This window comes from Bradyrhizobium sp. USDA 241, assembly GCF_049739505.1.
Classification (GTDB): Bacteria; Pseudomonadota; Alphaproteobacteria; order Rhizobiales; family Xanthobacteraceae; genus Bradyrhizobium; species Bradyrhizobium liaoningense.
In genome coordinates this window covers 1,659,326-1,681,528 of record NZ_JBMGPZ010000004.1, presented here as the reverse complement: position 1 = coordinate 1,681,528, position 22,203 = coordinate 1,659,326, and the positions used below count along the sequence as shown (strand labels likewise).

Sequence of the window (22,203 nt, the reverse complement as noted above, 5' to 3'; positions counted from 1 at the left end):
CGGGCAAGACGAGCGTGATCCATACCAAGGTCCGATGCCGCGAGATCACCGAGTCCGACGTCGAAAAGATCGCGGACTTGCTGACGCGCGGCTTCGTGGGGCGTTCGCGCGAATACTGGGTTGAGGGCCTGCGCCGGCAGGCCTTCCGGCCCGTGCCGGAGGGCTATCCGCGCTTCGGCTACATGCTCGACGACGGCGGCACGCCGGTCGGCGTGCTGCTCTTGATCTACACGGCGCGCAAGGATGGCGAAGAGACCGCCATCCGGTGCAACCTGTCGAGCTGGTATGTCGACCCGGCCTACCGCAACTACGCACCGCTGCTGACCAAGATCGCCCAGCGGCACAAGGACGTCACGTATTTCAACATCAGCCCGGCGCCGTGGACCTGGCCGATCATCGAGACGCAGGGCTTTCGCGCCTATTGCCGCGGCATATTCTTCTCGGTCCCTGCGCTGTCGCGCGCGCCGCGCTGGAGCGAGATCGAGGTCATCGCGCCGCATGCCAAAGAGATCAAGGGGCTTTCCGACACCGAGACCGAGCTCCTGACGCGGCATGCGCGCTACAATTGCCTCAGCCTCGTCTGCCGCACGCCGAAGGGAACGTTCCCCTTCATCCTGCAACCGGTTCGCATCCGCCGCGGTTTTATCGCACCGCCCGCGATGAAGCTGATCTATTGCCGAAGTGCCGAGGAATTTGCCGAATGCGCCGGCCGCATCGGCCGGTTGCTGCTGCGGCTCGGCAAGGTCTCCGTGGCCGTCGATGCCAACGGTCCGGTTGCCGGCCTCGTCGGCATCTACACCGAGCGGCGCGGCCGCAAATACTTCAAGGGCCCGCACCGGCCGCAGCTTGGCGACCTCACGGACACGGAGCTCGTGCTGTACGGGCCGTAAAGAAGCCCGGTCCCGAGGCTATCCTCCCTGCGGACGCACTGCGTGCATGCACCAGTGCGCTCGCAGAGACGACACCGCGATACGTGTCGACACCTCGTCCGACTTTTGCAGGCGCCCTCCTATTTCGTCGCATCTCTGCATCGCCGGTCACCCTCCATAAACTACTGCGCTTAAGGGAATTTTCCAGCCTCTTCGCTACCGTCGGCGGCTGAATTAGGTTGCGTTGAACCTATTGCCTGCCGAGGTCCCGCCGACCCCATGACGTCGAGCCGCGACGAAGAGCTTGCTGCACACAGCGAGCAGGGCCCGGACGCCCTGGTCGCGCTGAGCCAACTCGCGCTCGACCATATGGAGCAGGGAGTCTGCGTCTACGACGCCGACAATCGCATCTTGCTGGTCAATCAACGTTACCTCTCCTTCTTCGACATGTCTGCCGACATCGTGCGCGTCGGCACGAGCTACCGTGAGGTGCTCGCGCATAGCGCGCGGCGTGGCAACTTTCCGGAAAGCGAGCTCGACGCGTTGTATTCGGCGCGGATCGCGCAGATCGCCGCCGGCAAGCCGTTCCGGACCGAGCAGCGGCTTGCGAGCGGCCTCGTCATGTCGCTCGATCTGAAGCCACTCCCCGGCGGCGGCTGGATGACGATCTGCGACGATGTCAGCCGCCTCGCCCGGCTCGAAGCGGAATTGCGCGTGCAGACCGAGCGGAGCCAGCACGCCCTCGCCAACATGTCGCATGGCCTCATCATGTACGACGTCGACAGCCGCGTCGTCCTCTGCAACGAACGGTTCCTGAAGCTCTACGATCTCGATCCCGAGATCGTGAAGCCGGGCGTTCCGCATTGTGCGGTGATTGAGCACTGGATGTCGCGCGGCAACCTGCCGGGCATGTCGAACGACGAATTTTACGAAAGCCGGCTGGAAGACGTGCGCCGCAGGAAGGCGAAGACCCTGCTGGTGATGCGTTACGACGGACGGATGATCCAGGCGGTCTCCCGCTTCCTGCCCGACGGCGGCTGGGTGACGGTGCACGAGGACGTCACGGAGCGGCTGCAATACGAGGAAACGCTGAGGCAGCAGAACTTCATCCTCGATGCGGCGCTGGAGAACATGGCGCACGGGCTCGCCTTCTACGACAGCGACATGCGCCTTCGCGTCTGCAACGCCACCTACCGCAAGATCTACCAGCTGTCGCCGGAGGAGACCAGGCCCGGCACGCATCTCGCCGAGCTGATCGAGCGTTCGATGGCGAAGGGCGCAGTCTCCTCCGAATACGGTCCGCAACAGCTCCTCGAAGCCGCCTGCACGAGCATTGCGAAGCGCGATTCCTCGCCAATGCGCCGGCGCATGGCGAACGACACCGTGGTGTCGGTGCGCTACTGCGCACTCGCCGAGGGCGGCTTCGTCGCCACCTATGAGGACATTACCGAGCGCGAGCACGCGGTCGAGGAGCTGAGCGAGCAATATCGGCGCTTCGACGCTGCACTGAACAACATGAGCCAGGGCCTGTGCATGCTCGATTCGAGCCTGCGCGTGATCGTCTGCAACCGCCGTTATCTCGAGATGTACGGACTATCGCCGGAGATCGTGAAGCCCGGGGTCTCGATGCGAGAAATCATGGAGTACGGCTGCGAGCTCGGCATCCATCCGAACATGACCGGCGCCAGGCTCTATGCCGACTATGTCGAGAGGTTGCGCGAGGGTGAGCACACGTTGCACCGACACTTGAGCGACGGCCGCATCATCAAGCTCAATCACAAGCGGATGGAGCACGGCGGCTGGGTCGTCACCTACGAGGACGTCACCGAGCGTCACAAGGCCCAGGCCCGGGTGGCGCATATGGCGCAGCACGATTCGCTCACCGACCTGCCCAACCGCACGCTGTTCCGCGAGAAGATGGGCGAAGGACTGAACCAGGTCGCGATCGCCGGCGGCGCCATGGCCGTGCTGTGCTTCGACCTCGACAACTTCAAGACCGTCAACGATCGTCTCGGCCATGCCGCAGGCGACCGCCTGCTGCGCTGGGTCGCAGCGCGCCTGAAGGAGAATGTCGGCGAGCACGATACCGTCGCCCGCCTCGGCGGCGACGAGTTCGCCATCCTCCAGCGCGGACCGCAGCCGCAATCGGCCGAGGAGCTCGCCCGCCGCCTCGTCGACATCATCGGTCATCCGCCGCCGCTGGAGAGCCAGTCGATCCATGTCGGCGTCTCCGTCGGCATCGCGATCGCACCCGACCATGGGCTCGATGCCGACGAGCTGATGAAATGCGCCGACCTCGCGCTGTACCAGGCCAAGGCCAAGGGGCGCGGAGCCTATCAGCTGTTCGAGCCCGAGATGGAGGAAGAGGCGCGCAGCCGGCACGCGCTGGAGCAGGATCTGGTTGGCGCGCTGGAAGGACGTGAATTCCACCTGGTGTTCCAGCCGCAGATGCGGCTCGATTCCTGCGAGCTCACCGGCTTCGAGGCACTTCTCCGCTGGAAACATCCCTCGCGCGGCTTCGTCTCTCCGACCGAGTTCATTCCGATCGCGGAGGAGAACGGGCTGATCGTACCGATCGGCGAATGGGTGCTGCGCACGGCCTGCGCGGCCGCCGCGTCCTGGCCCGATGTCACCGTCGCGGTGAACCTGTCGCCGGTGCAGTTCCGCGCGCGCGGGCTGGTGGCGATGGTCACGAGCGCACTTGCGGAAGCCGGCCTGCCGCCGCAGCGGCTGGAGCTCGAGGTCACGGAGACGGCGCTGCTCGATGACAGCGAGGCGACGATCGAGATCCTGCACCAGCTCCGCACGTTAGGGGTGCGCGTCAGCCTCGACGATTTCGGCGTCGGCTATTCCTCGCTGAGCTATTTGCGCAAGTTTCCCTTCGACCGCATCAAGATCGACCGCTCCTTCGTCGGCACGCTCGGCGAAAGCCCGGAGAGCGTTGCCATCGTCCGAACGATCGCAAGCCTCGGCTCCGTGCTCGGCGTCGAGACCACGGCGGAGGGGGTGGAGACCGAGGAGCAGCTCGATTTCGTTCGCGAATGCGGCTGCACTGCCGTGCAGGGCTATTATTTCGGCAAGCCCTGTCTCGCATCGGAGGTCGGTCGCACCATCGAGAGGCTGAACATGGTCCGGCGCGTGGCCTAACGGCTTCTCCCCCCTCAAATTCCGCCTCTCGGCACGCGGCCGAACGACGAATTGTCGCATGTGCCAGTTCTGCCGGCATGGCCCAACCGATCGCCGCGCGCGGTCCGCGCAATGCGCTTTTCTTCTCCCTCGATTTCAGGAACAATCGTCTCACAAGAACAAGAGGCGGCGGCCCAAAGGGGCCACTGCGAGGGAGGCGTTTCGATGTCGGGATACGGGCTGAAGACGATCGCATTTGCCGCGGCGTACGCTGTCGTGGGCGCATTGTTCCCCACTGCCGCCAGTGCGCAGGACTATCCCAGCAAGCCGATCACGTTGATCGTGCCATGGCCAGCCGGCGGATCGACCGATATCTCGATGCGCGCGATTGCCGACAGCGCGTCCAAGATCCTGGGTCAGCCGATCGTGATCGACAACAAGGCCGGCGGCGGCGGCACGGTGGGACCGGCGACCATGGCGGCGGCCGCGAAGCCTGATGGCTATACCATCTCGCAGATCCCGATCACGGTGTTCCGCCTGCCGCTGATGCAGGAGGTATCGTGGGATCCGGCGAAGGATTTCAGCTACATCGTCCATCTCACCGGCTACACTTTCGGCGTCACGACCAGTGTGGAGTCGCAGTTCAAGAGCTGGAAGGACGTGGTGGAGTTCGCAAAGGCCAACCCGGGCAAGGTGACCTACGCCACGCCGGGCGCCGGCACCTCGCTGCATATCGGCATGGAGCAGATCGCCGCGATGTCCGGCATCAAGCTGACGCAGGTCCCTTTCAAGGGCGGCGCAGAGACCAACGCGGCCGTGCTGGGACAGCACACCATGCTCCAGGCTGATTCCACGGGATGGCGACCGCTGGTCGATGCGGGCAAGCTTCGACTGTTGATGGTCTGGACCGGCGCGCGCTCGCCGAACTACCCGGATGTACCGACGCTGAAGGAGCTCGGCTATCCCATGGTCTATGATTCTCCGTTCGGCATCGCCGGGCCGAAGGGCATGGATCCAAAGATCGTCGCCAAGCTGCACGATGCCTTCAAGAAGGCGATCGAAGACCCGGCAGTCGTGGCGACGCTCGCCAAATACGACATGGTTCCGAACTACAAGAACACCGAGGACTACAAGAAGTTCGTCGTCGAGGTCACGGCCTCCGAGCGCAAGGTGATCGAGACGCTCGGGCTTGCGAAGAAGTAGAGCTGAGCTACTTACGCGTCCCGGACGCGGTGCAGCGCTTCTTCAACGCTGCACCGCAGAGCCGGGACCAACCGTTTGCCCAACTTCATGGGCCCCGGCTCGGCAGCGCATCACCATAGCGCGTTGAAGACGCGAGTGAACGCACTTACGGTGCTGCGCCGCGTCCGGGGCACGAGAGGGAATCGATGAGCAACCAAACCAACGTCAAGCTCCGCCTCAGCAATTCCGAGCTCTGGGGCGGTGTGATCGGGCTCGCGCTTGGCGGCTTCGTGATCTGGTCGGGCTTGAAGCTCAGGCTCGGCACCATCAACGATCCCGGCTCGGGCTACGTGCTGTTCTATACGGGCATCCTGATGTGCGTGTTCGCAGGCGCCATCATCGTCTCGGCGGTCACCGAGGGCGGTCCGACACTGGCCTCGCGCTGGGAGAATGTGCGCTGGAGCAAGCCGCTTCTCGTCATCGCCTGCCTCACCGCCTTCTCGTTCGCGCTGGAGCCGCTGGGATTCCTGTTGTCGTCGATCCCGCTGATGCTGCTGCTGTTGCGGCTGATCGATCCGGTGCGCTGGACGTTGGCGGTCCCGATCGCCGTGCTGGTGCCATCAGGCATGTGGTGGGTGCTCAAGCGGCTGCTGTTGATCCAGTTGCCCTCAGGCCTGTTCGGGATCGGTTGACCGCATGGATACGCTTGTCAATGTGGCCCATGGATTCGGCGTCGCGCTGCTGCCGATCAACCTGCTCTACTGCTTCATCGGCGTCTTCATCGGCACGCTGGTCGGCGTGCTGCCGGGCATCGGGCCGATCTCGGCAATGTCGCTGCTGCTGCCCGTGACGCTGTCGGGAACGCCGGAATCCGGCATCATCATGATGGCCGGCATCTATTACGGCTCGATGTATGGCGGCTCGACCACCTCGATCCTGGTCAACATCCCCGGCGAGGCCGCCTCCGTCGTCACCTGCATCGACGGCCACCAGATGGCGAAGCAGGGCCGTGCGGGCCCCGCCCTCGGCATCTCCGCTTTCGGCTCCTTCGCCGCGGGCACGTTTGCGCTGATCGCCCTGATGCTGGTGGCGCCGAAGCTTGCCAGCATTGCCATCGCCTTTGGCCCGGCCGAGTATTTCAGCCTGATGGTGCTCGGCCTCGTCGTACTCACCTTCCTCACCCAGGGATCGATGCCGAAGGCACTGCTGATGGCGTGCATCGGTGTCGTGCTCGGGCTGGTCGGGCTCGACAGCATCACCGCGCAGCCGCGGCTGACCTTCGGCCGCATGGAATTGATCGACGGCATCGGCCTCGTGCCCGTCGTGATGGGCCTGTTCGGCGTCGCCGAAGTGCTGCTCAACACCGAGCAGGCCATCAAGCGCGACATCATCAACACCAGGATCACCCATCTCCTGCCCAGCAAAGAGGACTGGAAGGCCAGCGCAGGTCCGGTCGGCCGCGGCACGATCCTCGGCTTCTTCCTCGGCATCCTGCCGGGCGGCGGCGCGGTGGTGGCGTCCTTCGCCTCCTATGCGCTGGAGAAGCGGCTGTCGAAGACGCCCGAGCGTTTCGGGCAAGGCGCGATCGAAGGCGTCGCGGGACCGGAATCGGCGAACAATGCCGCGGCGGGCGGGGCCTTCATTCCGCTGATGACGCTCGGCATCCCGCCGAATGTGGTGATGGCGCTGCTGCTCGGAGCCTTCGTCATTCACGGCCTGCAGCCGGGACCGCTGCTGATCACGCAAAACCCCGGCCTGTTCTGGGGCATCGTCGCCAGCATGTATATCGGCAACGTCATGCTGCTGATCCTGAACCTGCCGATGATCGGCATGTGGGTGCAGCTGCTCAAGCTGCCCTACAACATCCTGTTCCCCCTGATCATCCTGTTCACGATCATCGGCGTCTATTGCTCGAGCAACAACGTGTTCGACGTCCATGTGATGATCGCGTTCGGGATCATCGGCTATTTCATGCGCAAGTTCGGCTATGAGCCGGCGCCGCTCGTGCTCGCCTTCGTGCTGGGGCCGATGATGGAGAACAATCTGCGCAAGTCGCTGATCCTGTCGCAAGGCGATCTCTGGACCTTCGTGCAGCGGCCGATCTCGGGGGTGTGCCTGACGCTGGCGCTCGTGCTGCTGATCGCGCCGCTGCTGCCATCGCTGCGCAAGAAGCGCGAGCTGGTGGCGCTGGATGAGGGGGCGTGAGGAGACTGGTAGGGTGGACAAAGCGACTTGTCCGCCGTAGCTCGAAGAGCGAAGGCGGAAGCATGCCCACCATTCGCGCCGCATGGTCGGAGAGATGGTGGGCACGGCGCAAGCGCGCCTTTGCCCACCCCACGATATCTCAGATCGCCGCAGGCAGCACATTCTCCGGCGCGCGCCACGGCCGCTCGGCTGAGGCGAGCCCGATCAGGCGGCCCTGGATGTAGTCGCAGCCCCACTCACGCAGCATGCCTGCGGCTTCCTCGTCCTGCACCCATTCGGCGACCGTCTTGATGTCGAGGCGGCGGGCGAGGTCGATCAGGGTCTGCACGAAGGCGCGATCGTCGGCGGAGCGGGTGATGTTCTGCACGAAGGCGCCGTCGATCTTCACGATGTCGACGCCGAGCTTGCGCAGGTTTCGGAACGAGGTGTAGCCGGCGCCGAAATCGTCGATGGCGATGCGGCTGCCGAAATTCTTCAGCCGCGTGACGAAGCCGCGGACGTCGTCGATGTCCTGGATCGCGACCGTCTCCGTGATCTCGACGATCAGCCGCTCGGCAACACCGGGATGCGCCAGCATCAGCGACTCGATCCCGGCCCACCAGTCCGGATCCATCGTCGTATCAGGCGAGATGTTGAGGCTGAGGCAGATGTTGGGTGCAGCGGCGAGCTCGGCGACCACGAGCTCGAGCACGCGGTGGTCGACCAGGCGGATCAGGCCGAGCCGCTCGGCCACCGGCACGATGTCGGGCGCGAGCAGTACCTGGCCATCACCCTGGTCCATCCGCACCAGGCACTCGTGGAAGGCGCGTTCGCGCGAGCTGGCCGAGACCACCGGCTCATAGGCAAGCTTGATACGGCGTTCGTTCAGCGCGGTGACGATCTCGTCGGTGACGCGGATGTTGACCCGGCGCTGCGCGTCGCGCGCGGCGTCCGGGCGCCACGCGGCGAACGAGCCGGCGCGGCGGCGCTTGGCGGCATCCAGCGTTTCATGGGCGCGGTTGACCGCTTCATCGGTGTTGCGGGCATAGCGCGGCAGGCTGACCGCGCCGATCGAGGCGGTGACCGAGACCGGGCCGGATTTCGTCGGCACCACCTCGTCGCGGATGCCGGTGAGGAAACGTTCGGCGGCGACGTTCATGTCGTCGACGGTACAGTTCTTCAGGATCAGGCCGAACTTGTTGCCGGAGAAGCGCCCGAGCACGTCGCCGCCGCGCAGGCGCGAACGAATGCGCTTGGCGACATCCAGGATCACGGCGTCGGCGACATCGAAGCCGAAGGCGTCGTTGACGCGGGCGAGATGATCGATGCCGACCAGCATGAAGGCCGCGGTCGAGCGGAAGCGGGTCGTCTCCTCGATCGCCTCGGCCAGTGCCGCCAGCAGATGGGAGCGGTTGAGCTCGCCGGTCAGGGGATCGAGCCTGGCCAGCTTGGCCAGTTCCTCGTCGCGGGCGTGGCGCTCATTATTGATACGGACGGATCCGATCGCACGTGTGGGGCGACCATCGGGGCCCGCGAACCAGCGGCCGGTCTCCTCGACCCAGATCACGGGATCGGAGGCGCTCATGCGGACGCCGTACTCGACCCGGTAAGGCGTACCGCCGGCGCCGTGCACGGCGGAGGTCTGCGCCAGGGCCGCGGTCCGCAGCGTTTGCGCGGGCTCGATCAGCTTGGCGAATTCGGCGCCGGTCGCGAGCCGCTCGGCCGGGATGCCGGGAAAGATGCTGCCGACCTGCTCACCCCAGACGATGGCATCGCTGGCGATGTCCCAGGCGAACACGGCCTGGCCGAGCGCGGCGAGGATGTCGGAGGCTTGCGGCAATGCGGGAGTCAAAATCGCCTCGTTCTGGGACAGTGGAGAAGTCCTGAGCCGGCACAGGATAGAGCTAGTACCCGGAATCAGAGCTGAGTGATACGGCGGCCTTTGAAACGGCGTTGACGGACCTTTTTCTTGGTCCAGACGAAGGGCTCGGCTCTGTCGTTGTATGCGTTGACGTAGGCATCGATGTGTTCCTGAAGCTGCTTGAGGCTCGTGAAGGAGGTGCCGCTGAGCGACTGCCCCTGCAAGATGGAAAACCATACTTCGACCTGATTGAGCCATGACGCACTTGTCGGCGTGAAATGAAATTGCACGTTGGGGTGGGCCTTGAGCCAGTCCTCGTTCTTTTTATGGGTGTTGAGGTTGTCGAGGATGACGTGAAGCTTGCGGTTCGGAAAAGCCGCGGTGACGCTGTTCATGAAATCGAGAAACTCGACGCGGCGCCGGCGTTTTGAATGGGTCGCGATGATCTTTCCGGTGGCGACTTCGAGCGCCGCAAACAATGTTGTGGTGCCATGCCGCTTGTAATCGTGGCTTTGGCCGGTCAAGGCGCGGCCATTGGGCAACTTCAGATAACCCTGCGCTCGCTCCAAAGCCTGGATCGAGGGCTTCTCGTCCACGCACAGCACAATGGCCTTCGCCGGCGGCGCGACATAGAGGCCGACAACATCGGCGGCTTTGGCCGTAAAGTTCGGGTCGTTGCTCTCGCACCAGGACTTGCGAGCCACCAGGTCAATCTTGTGGCTGCGCAGGAACCGCCAGACATATTGGACATCGACATCGCCCAGCGCCTCGGCCAGCAGGGGGCCGGTCCAGCGCGCAAACCCTTGCGGTGGCGGCTTATCCAGCAGCTTCAGAATCCGCTTGTCGGTCGTCTTCGTATAGATCGGCTGCTTGCCAGGCCGCGGCTTGTCTTGCAGCCCTTCAAGGCCATGGTCGGCATAGCGATGCCGCCAAAGGCTGACAATCCGCGGCTGGACCCCAACTTCCTTGGCGATCGACCGGGTGCTGCGCCCATCCGCCGCCAACAGAACTATCCGCGCCCGCTTCAAATCGCGCTGCAACGTCACCGGTGAGCGACAGCACGCCTCAAGCACCTTGCGATCTTTCCTCGAAAGGTGGACTTCTCTTGCTTCGGGTATCATCCCGACCTTGAATCACGACTCACGTTCCAAGAAAAGTGGGTACTAGATTCGCCCCCGACCCTAGGCAAAGTTGATAAACAATTTGGAAACCACGTTTCCCAGACGTGGGGAACCAAACCGGCCCGCGCGGCATAGGCCTTGCGAGTACAGGACTCGCACCGGCGCCTGCGTCCCGAAACGCGACAATCTCGCCGGATCAACGGTGATTGCGATGTTGAGTACCGATCGATCGGACGTGGCTGAGAACGGCGCAGGCACAGTCCTGGTGCCGCTGATGCCGACGTTGCAGTGGGTTCACAAGGCGCCGCTGCCCCACCCCGATCCGAGCTTCGTCACCCAGCTCATCGCCAACGCCGAACATCTGTCCCAGACCAGCCGGCTGCGCCGGGCCTCTTCCGAGGACGCGAGGACGGCCTATGGCAGCAAGCGGCCATTGGGAAGCGTCAGCGCGCGGACGCGGCAGGTGGCGTAACCCGGCTTATGGGGCAATTTTCGCCTCACGTTCGCCGCGCCTCTCCCCGCCTGCGGAAGAGGTCGACGCGCTCGGTCAGCGTGGCGGCGCGTCAGGGGACGACGGCGAGCCGTTGCCCGGCTGAAGATGGGGCGAGGAAATTTCCGGCGAGGGTGAGCCCTGCACCGGCTTTGGCGCAGGATGATCCATCAGCACGGATTCGGCGACGGATTGCGCCGAGGGTGCGGGCGGCGCCGCCGGCGCCGGCTGCGGCGCAATCACCGGCTCGAACCTGGAGGCGGCCTCCGCATCTTCCGCCGGCGCTTCACCCCTGCGCTTGGCCTTGCGTGGCGCCGGCACCGTCGTCTCGGCGACATAGGTGACGCGGCGACGCGTGCGCTGGGCAATGCCGGCAAGGAAGTCGGCCATCGCCAGCAGCACCAGCAGGAAATAGGTGGAATTGCCGAATTTGGGCCACATCACGAATTCGGCTGCGGCCGCCCCGAAGACGATCAGCGACAGCAAATGATCCATCAGGAATTTCGAGCCTGGCCGCGCGCCCTTGACCACTTCGAGCAGCAGCAGCACCACGCCGAGCGCGAGCAGCAGATCGGCGAGCGTGACCGGCCAGCTCTCGCCCGTGATCATCGGCACATTGAACAGCACGTCCGAGAAGGACACGCTGGGCATCAGGAAGGCGATGATGTTGTAGACCGCGAGCGGAATCAGAAGCAGCGGGAAACCGACCATCGGCGAGATGCCTTCTCGATCAAGATATCCGGACAGAGCAATGCAGCGGCGAAGCATTTGCCCCGCCGCCGTCACCGTCTAGCTCATGGGTTGGCCGAAATCACGCGGGTTCAATCATCCCGCCTGAGGAAAGGTCCTGCCTTCAGGACTCTTTCTTCTTCAGGACCTGACGGCCCTTGTACATGCCGGTCTTGAGGTCGAGATGGTGCGGACGACGGAGCTCGCCGGAGTCCTTGTCTTCCACATAGGTCGGCTTCTTGATGGCGTCAGCCGAGCGGCGCATGCCGCGGCGCGACGGCGAGGTTTTTCTTCTCGGAACGGCCATTTCAATATCCTCTAGGAATTGGTGTCATCAGGGCATCGTCCGCGAAGGGACGGCTCAGCACCCGCAATACGAGGCGAGCTGAATGCCGATCAAGGCCGCGCTTATAGAGGAAGGCTGGCCGTAAAGCTAGGCTCTTGGGCCGGAAAATGCGCCCGGAACGGGCCAAAAATCAGCGATTTTCGCGCCAGCAGGTCGCAAGCGAGTTCGCCTGCCCCCGCGCCATATAGGTTGCCGCCAGCCGCCGGACGCCCGGCCCGGGGGTCCTGGCGCTGCGTTTGACCGGATTCGGCAGGATCGAGGCCAGAAGGGCTGCCTCCCGCGGGGAGAGGCTGGCGGCCGATTTGCCAAAGGCATAGGCGCTGCCCGCCTCGACGCCAAACTGGCCCAGCGGACCGAACTCGGCGATGTTGAGGTAAATCTCCAGGATCCGCGGCTTGGGCAGGACGAGATCGATCCAGAGCGCCAGCGGGAATTCCAGCGCCTTGCGAACGAAATCCCGCCCCTGCCAAAGGAACAGGTTTTTCGCCACCTGCTGGGTGATCGTGGAGGCGCCCCGGAACGGCGTGCCATCCTCCTGCGCGTCGTCGATCGCCTCGCGCAACGCGCCCCAGTCGATGCCGTGATGCTTGCAGAAATGGGCATCCTCGGCCGCCACCACGGCGCGCGGCAGATAGGGCGACATGTCAGCAAGATCGATCCACGTCCGCTGCATCGGCGCGCCCCGGAGCGAACGCCAGGCCATCAGCGTCGAAACCGGATGGCCGGTGCGGTAGAACGGCGCGATCACATAGGGCGCGAGAGCCGCGACCACGAACGCCAGGAGAAGGATTTTGACGATGCGCAAGTCGACCTTTCCGGCGCAAAATGAAACGAGGCCCACGGCTGAGTCATTAAGTCTGTGATAATTCGGGTCTTTTCCAGCACTTTTTAGCCCTTCCAAACGATTGACTGGCGCGGGCGCATAAAGGATTGTCCGGCCGAATTTTAGTTCTGGAGCCCTTCTTGATGACCGGCACGTCCCCGTCCGATTTCGCCAAACGTCTGGACAAGACCGCTGATGACACCGAGGCCCTGCTCGGACGGCTATTGTCGGACGACATCCTGCACGACGAGATCGCCCGGCCCAAGCGACTGATGGACGCAATGCGCTATTCAAGCCTGAATGGCGGCAAGCGTCTGCGGCCGTTCCTGGTGGTCGAAAGCGCCGCCGTGTTCGGCGTGCCGCGCGAGGCGGCCCTGCTCGCCGGCGCGGCGCTCGAATGCATCCACTGCTATTCGCTCATCCATGACGACCTGCCGGCGATGGACAATTCGGACCTGCGCCGCGGCCGCCCCACCCTGCACAAGAGGACCGATGACGCGACCGCGATCCTCGCCGGCGACGGCCTGCTGACGCTCGCCTTCGACATCATCACCCGCGACGAGATCCACCGCGACGCCAATGTGCGGCTGCTGCTGACGCGCGCTTTGGCGCGCTGCGCCGGCATCGGCGGCATGGTCGGCGGCCAGATCCTCGACCTCGCCGGAGAAGGCCGCTTCGGCGGCAACGAGCCGATCGACGTCGCCCGCATTCAGCAGATGAAGACCGGCGCGCTGCTGCGCTACGGCTGCATCGCCGGCGCGATCCTCGGCCAGGCCTCGCAAAAGGAATATCAGGCGCTCGACGATTACGGACGCGCGCTGGGCGAAGCCTTCCAGATCGCCGACGATCTGCTCGACGTCGAAGGCGATGCGGCCGCGCTCGGCAAGCCCTCCGGCCAGGACGCAGCCCTCGGCAAGACCACCTTCGTCACTCAGCTCGGCATCGAAGGCGCCAAGCAGCGCGTGCGCGATTTGCTCGCGCGCGCGGACAACGCAGTGTCGATCTTCGGCGACCGCGCAGCCGTGCTGCAGGCCGCCGCGCGATTCGTCGCCGAGCGGAAGAACTGACGCGCGCCGATGGCGGACCGCGGCAAAGAGGATCCCGCTCTTGTCCGCTTCCGCCAGATGTCGCGGCCGATGCGGCTGCTCTATGCACGGCCGCGGACGTTCATTGCGCTCGCTGTCGGCATCCTCGTCTCCCTGCTTCTGCCGGGCACGCACCGGCTGGTGACGCGGCTCCTGTTCGGATGGGACGCGCTGATCGCGGTCTATCTCGGGCTGGTCTATGCGATGATGCTCTGCAACGACCACCGGCACATCCGTCGCGCCGCTGCGATGCAGGACGACGGCCGCTTCGTGATCCTGCTCGTCACAGCGACCGGTGCCTTCGCCAGCATCGCGGCAATCGTCTCCGAGCTGGGCACGCCGCAGCGCGGCGGCCTGGAGCTGACGATCGCGATCATCACCATCGTGCTGTCATGGGCTGCGGTGCACACGACCTTCGCGCTGCATTACGCGCATGATTATTATCGCGACGGTACGGCAGGTGGCCTTCAGTTTCCGAGCGGCGACAAGGAAGACCATGCCGACTATTGGGATTTCGTCTATTTCTCCTTCGTGATCGGCATGACTGCGCAGGTCTCCGACGTCGGCATCACCGACAAGACCATTCGCCGCACCGCGACGGCGCACGGCATCGTGTCCTTTATCTACAACACGGCGTTGCTGGCACTGACGGTGAACATCGCGGCGAGCGCGATCTCGAAATAATCCGTCGTCCCGGCCTTCGCTGGGACGACCCAGAAAGTAGCGGTCAGTAACACACCTCGACATTGGCGTCGTAGCCGGGGCCGCCGCCGCCGCGATATTCCAGACGGCAACCGCGATGGACCGGACGACAACCGGTGTTGTTGCAGTAGACCTGCCCGCCACTCGTCGCACGGCCGCCGCCAGCAGCAGCAATGCCGGCAGCGGCACCATAGCCGTCCGCCGCCCCGCCAGACTGACGACGCTGCCGTCCGGGACGCTCGTCGCCGTCGTCGCGCTTCGCGGTCGCAGGCTTGGCCGGCTTGGCCGCACGCTGCTTCTCGCATTCATTGTCATCGTTGACCGCATAACCCTCGCGGCAGACGATCCTGGCGCATTTGTCGCCGTCAGCCTTGAAGCCGTGCTCGCACACCAGAGGACAAACGCGAGACTGCTTGGCCTTGACTGTATCGAGCGCGTCGGTGCTTGCCACCGTCACGTCGAGCCTGGTGCCGGCATAGCGGTTGAACTGCGACAGTGATCGCTGCGAGGACGTATTCCAGTTGCCGTCGACCTGCCCGGAGAAACACCCGACGCGGCCGAGCTCGGTCTGCACCGAGCGGTTGAGATCGGCCGGCGCGATCGCCGGGGTCAGCGAGGCGACGTTGGTGCCGGCGGGGCTTGCGGTGCCGGCCGGCGCAGCGCTCGGGGCGGCAGCAGCGAGATTGACGCGCTGCTGCTCGGCGGCGGCGGCCTGCTGCTGCGCCTGCTCCTTGGCTTTTTGGGCGGCAAGCTGTGCCTGCTCGGCGGCCTTCGCATCGGCCGCAGCCTTGGCCTGCGCCTCCTTCTGCGCGCCGAGCGCAGCAAGACGATCGCGCTCGGCCTCGGCCTGCTTCGCCTTCTCGATAGCCGCCGCATGAGCCTGCTCGGCGCCAATCTTCTCGAGCTGGAGCTTGGCGAGGCTCGCATAGAAGCCGTCGGGATGCTGAGCGAGGAACGCTTCCCACGCCGGCCCGCTGCCGACCTGGAGCGCGAGCTCATAGTCACGGCGGATATCAGCCTGGGGATTCGCCGCAGGCGCGACGGCGGCCACCTTGACCGGCACCAGCGGCACGTCCTCGCCACCGAGCGAACCGTAGACGAACGGCTCCTGCTTGTTGCCGGTCGATTTGAGCACGTCGTCACGCACGAAGCCGAAGGCGCGGCCGACGTCGAGGCCCGGCGTCGTCAGATGCTTCGACAGCGCGACCGTGAACGGGCTGTTGGCACCGTCGCCGTCCTGCGCCGTGAACCCGGCCTTGGCCGAATAGGCAATCAGCGTGTTGGGGCTGCTCGGCTCGACCTGGGCAAGACCACGACCGATGCCGCGCGCGGCGATCGTACGTTTCATCCTCTTGCCGAACGGATTGTCGCGGCAAGCATCGAGGATCACCAGGCGAAGCCGCTTTGCAGGCTCGACCGCGACCAGGACACGGTCGAGCGTGAGCGCCTCGTCGTACACATCGGTGTCGCGCTCGAGCCTGGCGTCGACGGGAATCAGATAGTTCGCGCCCTCGACCTCGATGCCGTGGCCGGCATAGTAGACCACGGCGATATCGGCATCCCGGGCCGCGTCGGCGAAATCGCGCAGCACGCGCCGCATATCCGGCGTCTGCAGATCGTGCCGGGACTCGACGAGATCGAAGCCCGCCTCCTTCAGCATCTTCGCCATGACCACCCCGTCATTGACGGGATTGGCGAGCGAGGGCGCGTGCTGATAGGCCGAATTGGCGAGCACCAGCGCGACGCGCTTCCCGGCCAAAGCGGGCCCGGCGCCGAACAGCAGGCCGAGGACGACCAAAAGCGGACAAAGTCTGAGCAAACTGCGCATGACACGACTTCCGATGGTTCCGGGCCGCTCGGGCCCTTTGGGACCAATTAGCAACATACCGCTGGCGCTTGTGATGGAGGTCACGAAGGGGATGCCGACGACAGGCCGAAGGCCCCCTTTTTTGTTGCGCCAGCACGGTCGCGGTTCGCCGACAGCCGCGCCGACCGGGTTCCGTCAAACAACCCCGATGTGCCCCCGATATTGCGGCAGATTGTCCGTGATCTCGTGCCAGGGCGCTTTCGAGCCGACGAAAATATGGGCGCTGGGCCGGATCGAGGGGGCGTCGACCAGGGTGCCCATGGCGACATGGACCCATTGTCCTTCACGCACCCGGGAATAGAGCAGCGAGCCGCAGCGGGCACAATGCGCATCATGGGTGGTATCGTCGCCGAAAATCATCCGCTGGTCCTCTCCCCGGACGATGCGGAGCTTGTCTTGCGCGATGCCGGCGAACGGCTTGAAAGCGGCTCCGGTGGTGCGACGGCAGTTCGAGCAGTGGCAGTTCATCGCATAGGAGAACGCATCCGCCACTTCAAAGCGCACAGCGCGGCAATAGCATTCGCCGGCGAGGATACGAGCATTCGAATTGTATGATCCGGTCATGACGGTTGCCTTCGCGCAAAACGGCCCACAGACCCATAGCGCATTTTGACGTGTACGACTAAGTTCGCCCCGCACCATCATGCAAAGGAATGACTCATGAACCAGGACCGGTCGAGCGTCGAAGCCGTCGTGCAATCCTATTTTGACGGGCTCTATGAGGGCGACGCCGAAAAGCTCGGCGCCATCTTCCATCCCACCGCCGATCTGCGCTGGGTCGAGAAGGGCGAGCTCCAGGTTCTGACCGTACCCGACTGGCTGGATCGCGTTCGCAAGCGCGCCTCGGCCAAAGCCGAGGGCAAGCCGCGCGAGGACTTCATCGTCACCATCGACCGGTCCGACGACAAGACCGCCTTCATCAAGGTGCGCTGCCAGCTGCCGCCGCGCTATTTCACCGACTATCTGGTGGCGATGAAGCTCGCCGACGGCTGGCAGATCGTGTCGAAATCGTACAGATACGACCTGCGGGAGTGAGTCCTCCCGATCTTCCGCTGCCCGAAATCTGTCGCACTCGTTCTCCATTCGTCATTGCGAGCCAAGCGAAGCAATCCAGAATCTCGCCGCGGAGGCTGACTGGATTGCTTCGCTTCGCTCGCAATGACGGTGCGGATAAAGCGCCCGCTACATCCCTACACCGTCTGACCCACGCCAAAGGTCTCCCATGCTTGTCGATCGCCGCTCCCTGCTCGCCTCCCTGTGCTGGATCGCCGCTTCTCCCGCGCTCGCCGCGGAGGCGCCGGCCGAACTCGAAGCCTATGAGCGCGACAGTGGCGGGCGCATCGGGCTCTATGCGGAGAATCTTGCGACCGGCAAGAAACTCGCCTGGCGCGCCGACGAGCGATTCGTCATGTGCTCGACATTCAAGGCTTCGCTTGCCGCCTGCGTGCTGGCGCGGGTCGATCGCGGCGAGGAGCAGCTCGCGGCCATGATCCCTTACGGCCAGGCCGACCTCCTGGAGTATGCGCCGGTTGCCAGGCAAAATCTCGCGGCCGGCAAGATGTCGGTCGGCGAGATGTGCAAGGCGATCGTCGAGCTCAGCGACAACACCTGCGCCAATCTGCTGCTGGCGCGGATCGGCGGACCCGCCGCGCTGACTGCATTCTGGCGATCGCTCGGAGATACCACCTCGCGGCTCGACCACAACGAGCCAGAGCTCAACCGCTCACGGCCCGGCGATCCCCGGGACACCACGACACCCGCAGCGATGGCGGGCAATCTGCGGCGGCTGTTGCTGGGCGAAGCCTTATCGGCGCAATCGCGCCTCCAACTGACCGACTGGATGGTGAATTGCAAAACCGGTGCGAACCGGCTGCGTGGTGGCCTGCCGGCAAGCTGGAAGATCGGCGACAAGACAGGCAATAACGGCAAGGATGCGTCGGGCGATATCGCGGCCGTCTGGCCGAAGCCGGATGCACCGATCCTGATCGCGGCCTATACCCAGGGCGGCACGCCGAATGCGGCGCAGATCGCGACTTTGTTTGCGCAGATTGGACGGATGGTCGCCAGCCAGTTAGCGTGAGCAGCGCCGCATTGACCTTGCGCGCGCTTCCGGGTCAAGACAGGTCATCATGGAAGCGAAATTTCAGACCTTTCTCATCCTGCTTGCCGTGCTGGCGGGCGTGGCGCTGGCCGCGCGCCGCTTCAACGTCGCCCCGGCCATTCTGCTGATGCTGGCCGGCGTCGGCCTGGCCTTCGTGCCGCGCATGCCGCCGGTCGAGCTGCCGCCGGAACTGGTTCTCTTGATGGTCCTGCCGCCGCTGATCTACTCGGCGAGCGTCGCCATGAGCTGGCGCGAGTTCAGGAACAATTTACGCCCGATCGTACTGCTCGCGGTCGGCGCGGTGATCTTCACCGCGGCGATGGTGGCGGCCGCCACACACTACATGATCGGCCTGCCGTGGACCGTCGCCTTCCTGCTGGGAGCCATCGTTGCGCCGCCCGACGTGGTGGCGCCGCTCGCGATCGCGCGCCGGCTCAACATGCCGCGCCGGCTCCTGGTCATCCTCGAGGGTGAAGGGCTGGCCAACGACGCCACTGCGCTGATCCTCTACCGCTTTGCGCTCGCCGCGATCATGGTCGGACATTTCTCGCTGCCGCTGGCGGCCGGCGAGTTCCTCCTGATCGTCGCCAGCGAGATCGCCTTCGGCATCGGCGTCGGCTGGCTCTCCCTGCGCTTCCGCAAATGGTCGGGGGATCCGCAGGTCGAGCTGACGTTGTCGCTGATCACACCCTACGTCTCCTACTGGCTGCCCGAACATGTCGGCGGCTCCGGCGTGATCGCGACCGTCGCCTGCGGCCTCTACGTGAGCTGGAACGGGCCGCTGCTGATCTCGTCGGCAACGCGCCTGCAAGGCATCTTCTTCTGGGATCTGGTGATCTATCTGATCGAGGGCATGCTGTTCCTGCTCACCGGCTTCCAGATGCGCGCGCTCTACGAGAAGTCGAAGTCCTTCCCGCTCGACGACATTCTCATCGCGACGGCAGTGGTCCTGGTCATCGTCGTGATCGCGCGCTTCGCCTGGCTCTACCCCGCGACCTACCTGCCGCGGATGCTCAGCAAGTCGCTGCGCGAGCGCGACCCGTCGCCGCCATGGCAATGGCCGTTCGTGCTCGCCTTCACCGGCGTGCGTGGCGCCGTGTCGCTGGCAGCCGCGCTGGCGCTGCCGTTCACGCTGCCTGATGGCGAGGCCTTTCCGTATCGCGACCTGATCCTGTTCGTCGCCTTCGGCGTCATCTTCGTGACGCTGATCGGCGTCGGCCTGACGCTGCCGCCGGTCGTGCGCTGGCTCGGCGTCGCCGAGGCCGGCCGCCACGAGCATGCCACCGAACACGAAGCCGAGATCGCCGCCCGCCGCCAGGCGCTCGATGCCGCGCTGAAATCGCTCGACGTACTAACCGCGCAGAAGGAAGTATCCGAAGAAGTGATGCGGCTGCTGCGCGCACGACACGATATCCGCGTCAACCAGCTCCCGGACTCGCTCGATCCCAACCACCACGACGTCTCCGCCGCCGGTACCGCGCTGACCCGCGAGCTGATTGCCGCCGAAAGAAAATTCATCCACGACCTCCTGCGCGAGGGCCAGATCACCGACGAAACGCGGCGGCGAATCGAACGTGATTTGGATCTGGAGGAGGCAAGTCTGGCAAACCGGGAGTATCGGAGAATGCCGCTGTAGCTTCTCGTCATTGCGCGCGCAGCGAAGCAAGCAAGAGTCCTTCCGCGGAGAATCCGGATTGCTTCGCTGCGCTCGCACCGACCAACCGAAGCCGAACTCGCTACCGCCTCTCGCAAAACTCCCTCATTGCAGCTGCCACGGCGCCCGCGACCGCTTCGTGCCGCTCCGCCGAATTCAGCTCCATTTCTTCGTCGCGATTGATGATCGAGCCGGCCTCGAGCAGCACCGCGGCGCTCCTCGTCCGGGACAGCACGATGAGCCCGTCATAGCGATAGACGCCGACGTCCTTGTCGAGCAGCTGGCGCCGGTAGCGGCCCATCACCGGCAGGGTGTACTGGCTGGCATAGCGCAGGCCCTGCTCCTTCAACTGCCTGCCGATCATCCGGGCCAGCATCAGGCTGGTGGCGAAGTGCGGATTCTGCCGCGACACGAACAGCGAGTGCCCCGAAAAACGGTCGCTGAAATAGCTCTTTGCGCCGTCGAACTCCCAGGTATCGAGCAGCTTGTCCGGCACCGAGTCGTGATGCACCGACAGGAACAGATCGGCCCGGCCTTGATTCGCGGCACTGATGCGCTTGAACAGGCTCGGCCGTGCCTTGCCGTCCGTGACAAGCAGGCGGGTTTCGGCGAAGCCTTCGGACCTGAGCTTCGCCGTGATCAGCCTGGCGAGGCGGAAGTTGAAGCCGAACTCTGGATCGTTGCGCGCGCTCAGCGCACCGTAGGAGTCCGGGGTGTGCCCGACGTCCACGACGATCTTGAATTTCGGCATCTCGCATTTGGCCGGTGGCGACGGCTTCGGCCTGGGTCTTGCAATCTTTCGCGCAGCAGCAGCCTCGCCGGCATCGATAAGGGCGAGCGACGACAGCAGGATCGACGCGACCAGCCCGGCGATGATGCTGCGCGATTGCCCCAAGCTCTCCTCCGCTGCCGCGACCCGCGGGCGGCGACGAAGCCCGCGATTTGTTTTCGGGAAGATTGGCGCGGGAATTGGAGTGCGTCAACGCAAGATAGCGCTCGTGTCCCGGACGCAGCGGATCAAACCGGCCGCTCCCCCTTCACCGTCACGCGCGTGCCCGAGCGCGTGTGCGGCCAGTAGTCCCACATCGCACGGTGCTGGGTGCAGCGGTTGTCCCAGAAGGCGATGGCGTTCTCGGTCCAGCGGAAGCGGCACTGGAACAGCGGGTTCTCGGCGTGCTGGTAGAGATAAGCCAGCATCGCATCGCTCTCGTCGCGCGGGATGCCGTTGATGTGGCGGGTGAAGCCGCGGTTGACGTAGAGCGCCTTCCTGCCCGTGACCGGATGCGTGCGCACGACGGGATGCTCGGCATGCGGATACGAGGGACGGTCGGCCACGCCGTAATTGGCGTAGAGTCCGCGATAGATCGGTTCGCCATCGTGCAGCGCGGTGAGCCCGTCGAGATAGGCCTTCATGCGGTCCGACAGCGCCTCATAGGCCGCGTACATGTTGGCGAACAGCGTGTCGCCGCCGCGTGGCGGGCATTGCCTGATGTAAAGGATCGAGCCCATCGGCGGCTCGAGATCGCAGGACACGTCGGAATGCCAGCCCTCGCCATTGGCGCGCGGCGAATTCTTGTCGGCGTAGATCTTCATCAGCGCCGGATCGTCGTCCTCGTGCGGCGCGGCCGGATGGACATGCAATTCGCCGAACTTGCGGCCGAAGGCGAGATGCTGCTGCGGCGTGATGTGCTGATCGCGGAAGAAGATCACGAGGTTTTCGGCAAGCGCGCGATGGATCTCGTCCATCTGCCGGTTGGAGCGGGTGTCGCCCTCGACGAGCGCGCCGATATCGACGCCCGAGATTTCCGCGCCGATGATAGGGGTGAGCTTTTCGACCGCAATGGTTTCGTACGGCGCACCATCGTCCGCCATGTGGCGATAGCGCGGACCCTGCTTGCCGGCGAGTGAGCTCATGGCGGTTCTCCCGATCGTTGTTGATTGGGAGCATGGTAGCGTGCAGCGACGGATGTGCAATCTGCGCTGCAAACACGGATCGTCGTCCCGGAGCGCGCGTAGCGCGAGCCATGATGCGCAATTGCGCATCTGAGGACCCATAACCACAG

Annotated in this window: 20 protein-coding genes; 11 read left to right on the top strand and 9 right to left on the bottom strand. The window is 64.8% G+C overall.

All coding sequences use genetic code 11. From position 1 onward, the window contains the following. Positions 1–14 precede the first annotated feature (14 nt). The 5 genes from ABIF91_RS17715 to ABIF91_RS17695 all read left to right on the top strand — a co-directional run bounded on the left by ABIF91_RS17715 (position 15) and on the right by ABIF91_RS17695 (position 7,382). Complete coding sequence (locus ABIF91_RS17715; protein ID WP_028180425.1) at positions 15–890, top strand: acyl-CoA acyltransferase; 876 nt, start codon at positions 15–17, stop codon at positions 888–890. Positions 891–1,148: 258 nt separating this feature from the next. Continuing rightward, positions 1,149–4,016: a PAS-domain containing protein gene (locus tag ABIF91_RS17710; RefSeq protein ID WP_028180424.1), complete on the top strand. Its 2,868-nt coding sequence runs from the start codon at positions 1,149–1,151 to the stop codon at positions 4,014–4,016. A 204-nt stretch (positions 4,017–4,220) separates the two neighbouring features. Next, entirely contained in the window at positions 4,221–5,198 is a 978-nt protein-coding gene (locus ABIF91_RS17705; protein WP_028180423.1) for a tripartite tricarboxylate transporter substrate binding protein, read from the top strand. 185 nt (positions 5,199–5,383) lie between these two features. After that, entirely contained in the window at positions 5,384–5,869 is a 486-nt protein-coding gene (locus ABIF91_RS17700) for a tripartite tricarboxylate transporter TctB family protein (RefSeq protein WP_028180422.1), read from the top strand. A gap of 4 nt (positions 5,870–5,873) precedes the next feature. Next, positions 5,874–7,382 (top strand): tripartite tricarboxylate transporter permease, encoded by a 1,509-nt coding sequence (locus ABIF91_RS17695; protein ID WP_424579285.1) that lies wholly within the window; start codon positions 5,874–5,876, stop codon positions 7,380–7,382. 139 nt (positions 7,383–7,521) lie between these two features. Here the strand turns inward: ABIF91_RS17695 and ABIF91_RS17690 are convergent, their stop codons facing one another. Together ABIF91_RS17690 and ABIF91_RS17685 are read right to left on the bottom strand one after the other, a co-directional pair. Beyond that, complete coding sequence (locus ABIF91_RS17690) at positions 7,522–9,213, bottom strand: bifunctional diguanylate cyclase/phosphodiesterase (RefSeq protein ID WP_028180420.1); 1,692 nt, start codon at positions 9,211–9,213, stop codon at positions 7,522–7,524. Between the two features lie 65 nt (positions 9,214–9,278). After that, entirely contained in the window at positions 9,279–10,343 is a 1,065-nt protein-coding gene (locus tag ABIF91_RS17685; protein ID WP_026192128.1) for an IS630-like element ISRj1 family transposase, read from the bottom strand. 211 nt (positions 10,344–10,554) lie between these two features. On the opposite strand from ABIF91_RS17685, the gene ABIF91_RS17680 reads away from it, so the two are divergent. Next, positions 10,555–10,815 (top strand): hypothetical protein, encoded by a 261-nt coding sequence (locus tag ABIF91_RS17680; RefSeq protein WP_424579284.1) that lies wholly within the window; start codon positions 10,555–10,557, stop codon positions 10,813–10,815. A 75-nt stretch (positions 10,816–10,890) separates the two neighbouring features. On the opposite strand, the gene ABIF91_RS17675 is transcribed toward ABIF91_RS17680, so the two are convergent. From ABIF91_RS17675 to mtgA, 3 genes are all read right to left on the bottom strand, one after another. Further along, a complete protein-coding gene (locus ABIF91_RS17675) occupies positions 10,891–11,544 on the bottom strand; it encodes a hypothetical protein (protein WP_028176806.1) in 654 nt (217 codons plus the stop codon). Positions 11,545–11,686: 142 nt separating this feature from the next. Beyond that, the gene (gene rpmF / locus ABIF91_RS17670; protein ID WP_007598106.1) at positions 11,687–11,869 is read right to left on the bottom strand and encodes a 50S ribosomal protein L32; all 183 of its coding nucleotides are present in this window, start codon (positions 11,867–11,869) and stop codon (positions 11,687–11,689) included. 169 nt (positions 11,870–12,038) lie between these two features. After that, the gene (gene mtgA / locus ABIF91_RS17665; protein WP_028176807.1) at positions 12,039–12,713 is read right to left on the bottom strand and encodes a monofunctional biosynthetic peptidoglycan transglycosylase; all 675 of its coding nucleotides are present in this window, start codon (positions 12,711–12,713) and stop codon (positions 12,039–12,041) included. Positions 12,714–12,874: 161 nt separating this feature from the next. Between mtgA and ABIF91_RS17660 the strand changes: the two genes are divergently transcribed. Both ABIF91_RS17660 and ABIF91_RS17655 read left to right on the top strand, forming a co-directional pair. After that, positions 12,875–13,798, top strand: coding sequence for a polyprenyl synthetase family protein (locus ABIF91_RS17660; RefSeq protein WP_028176808.1), 924 nt, complete (start codon positions 12,875–12,877; stop codon positions 13,796–13,798). 9 nt (positions 13,799–13,807) lie between these two features. After that, complete coding sequence (locus ABIF91_RS17655) at positions 13,808–14,500, top strand: DUF1345 domain-containing protein (protein ID WP_028176809.1); 693 nt, start codon at positions 13,808–13,810, stop codon at positions 14,498–14,500. A 43-nt stretch (positions 14,501–14,543) separates the two neighbouring features. Here the strand turns inward: ABIF91_RS17655 and ABIF91_RS17650 are convergent, their stop codons facing one another. Both ABIF91_RS17650 and ABIF91_RS17645 read right to left on the bottom strand, forming a co-directional pair. Then, the gene (locus tag ABIF91_RS17650) at positions 14,544–16,346 is read right to left on the bottom strand and encodes a caspase family protein (protein ID WP_028176810.1); all 1,803 of its coding nucleotides are present in this window, start codon (positions 16,344–16,346) and stop codon (positions 14,544–14,546) included. 174 nt (positions 16,347–16,520) lie between these two features. After that, a complete protein-coding gene (locus ABIF91_RS17645; protein ID WP_028176811.1) occupies positions 16,521–16,949 on the bottom strand; it encodes a GFA family protein in 429 nt (142 codons plus the stop codon). Positions 16,950–17,045: 96 nt separating this feature from the next. Between ABIF91_RS17645 and ABIF91_RS17640 the strand changes: the two genes are divergently transcribed. The 3 genes from ABIF91_RS17640 (at position 17,046) to ABIF91_RS17630 (ending at position 20,122) form a co-directional block, all read left to right on the top strand. Then, on the top strand, positions 17,046–17,420 hold the full coding sequence (locus ABIF91_RS17640) for a nuclear transport factor 2 family protein (protein WP_028176812.1): 375 nt from the start codon (positions 17,046–17,048) through the stop codon (positions 17,418–17,420). Between the two features lie 187 nt (positions 17,421–17,607). After that, positions 17,608–18,465: a class A beta-lactamase gene (gene bla / locus ABIF91_RS17635; protein WP_028176813.1), complete on the top strand. Its 858-nt coding sequence runs from the start codon at positions 17,608–17,610 to the stop codon at positions 18,463–18,465. Positions 18,466–18,514: 49 nt separating this feature from the next. Then, positions 18,515–20,122, top strand: coding sequence for a Na+/H+ antiporter (locus ABIF91_RS17630; RefSeq protein ID WP_028176814.1), 1,608 nt, complete (start codon positions 18,515–18,517; stop codon positions 20,120–20,122). Between the two features lie 100 nt (positions 20,123–20,222). Here the strand turns inward: ABIF91_RS17630 and ABIF91_RS17625 are convergent, their stop codons facing one another. Both ABIF91_RS17625 and ABIF91_RS17620 read right to left on the bottom strand, forming a co-directional pair. After that, on the bottom strand, positions 20,223–21,035 hold the full coding sequence (locus tag ABIF91_RS17625; protein WP_028176815.1) for an N-acetylmuramoyl-L-alanine amidase: 813 nt from the start codon (positions 21,033–21,035) through the stop codon (positions 20,223–20,225). Between the two features lie 122 nt (positions 21,036–21,157). Further along, a complete protein-coding gene (locus ABIF91_RS17620; protein ID WP_035671519.1) occupies positions 21,158–22,054 on the bottom strand; it encodes a TauD/TfdA dioxygenase family protein in 897 nt (298 codons plus the stop codon). Between the last annotated feature and the right edge of the window lie 149 nt (positions 22,055–22,203).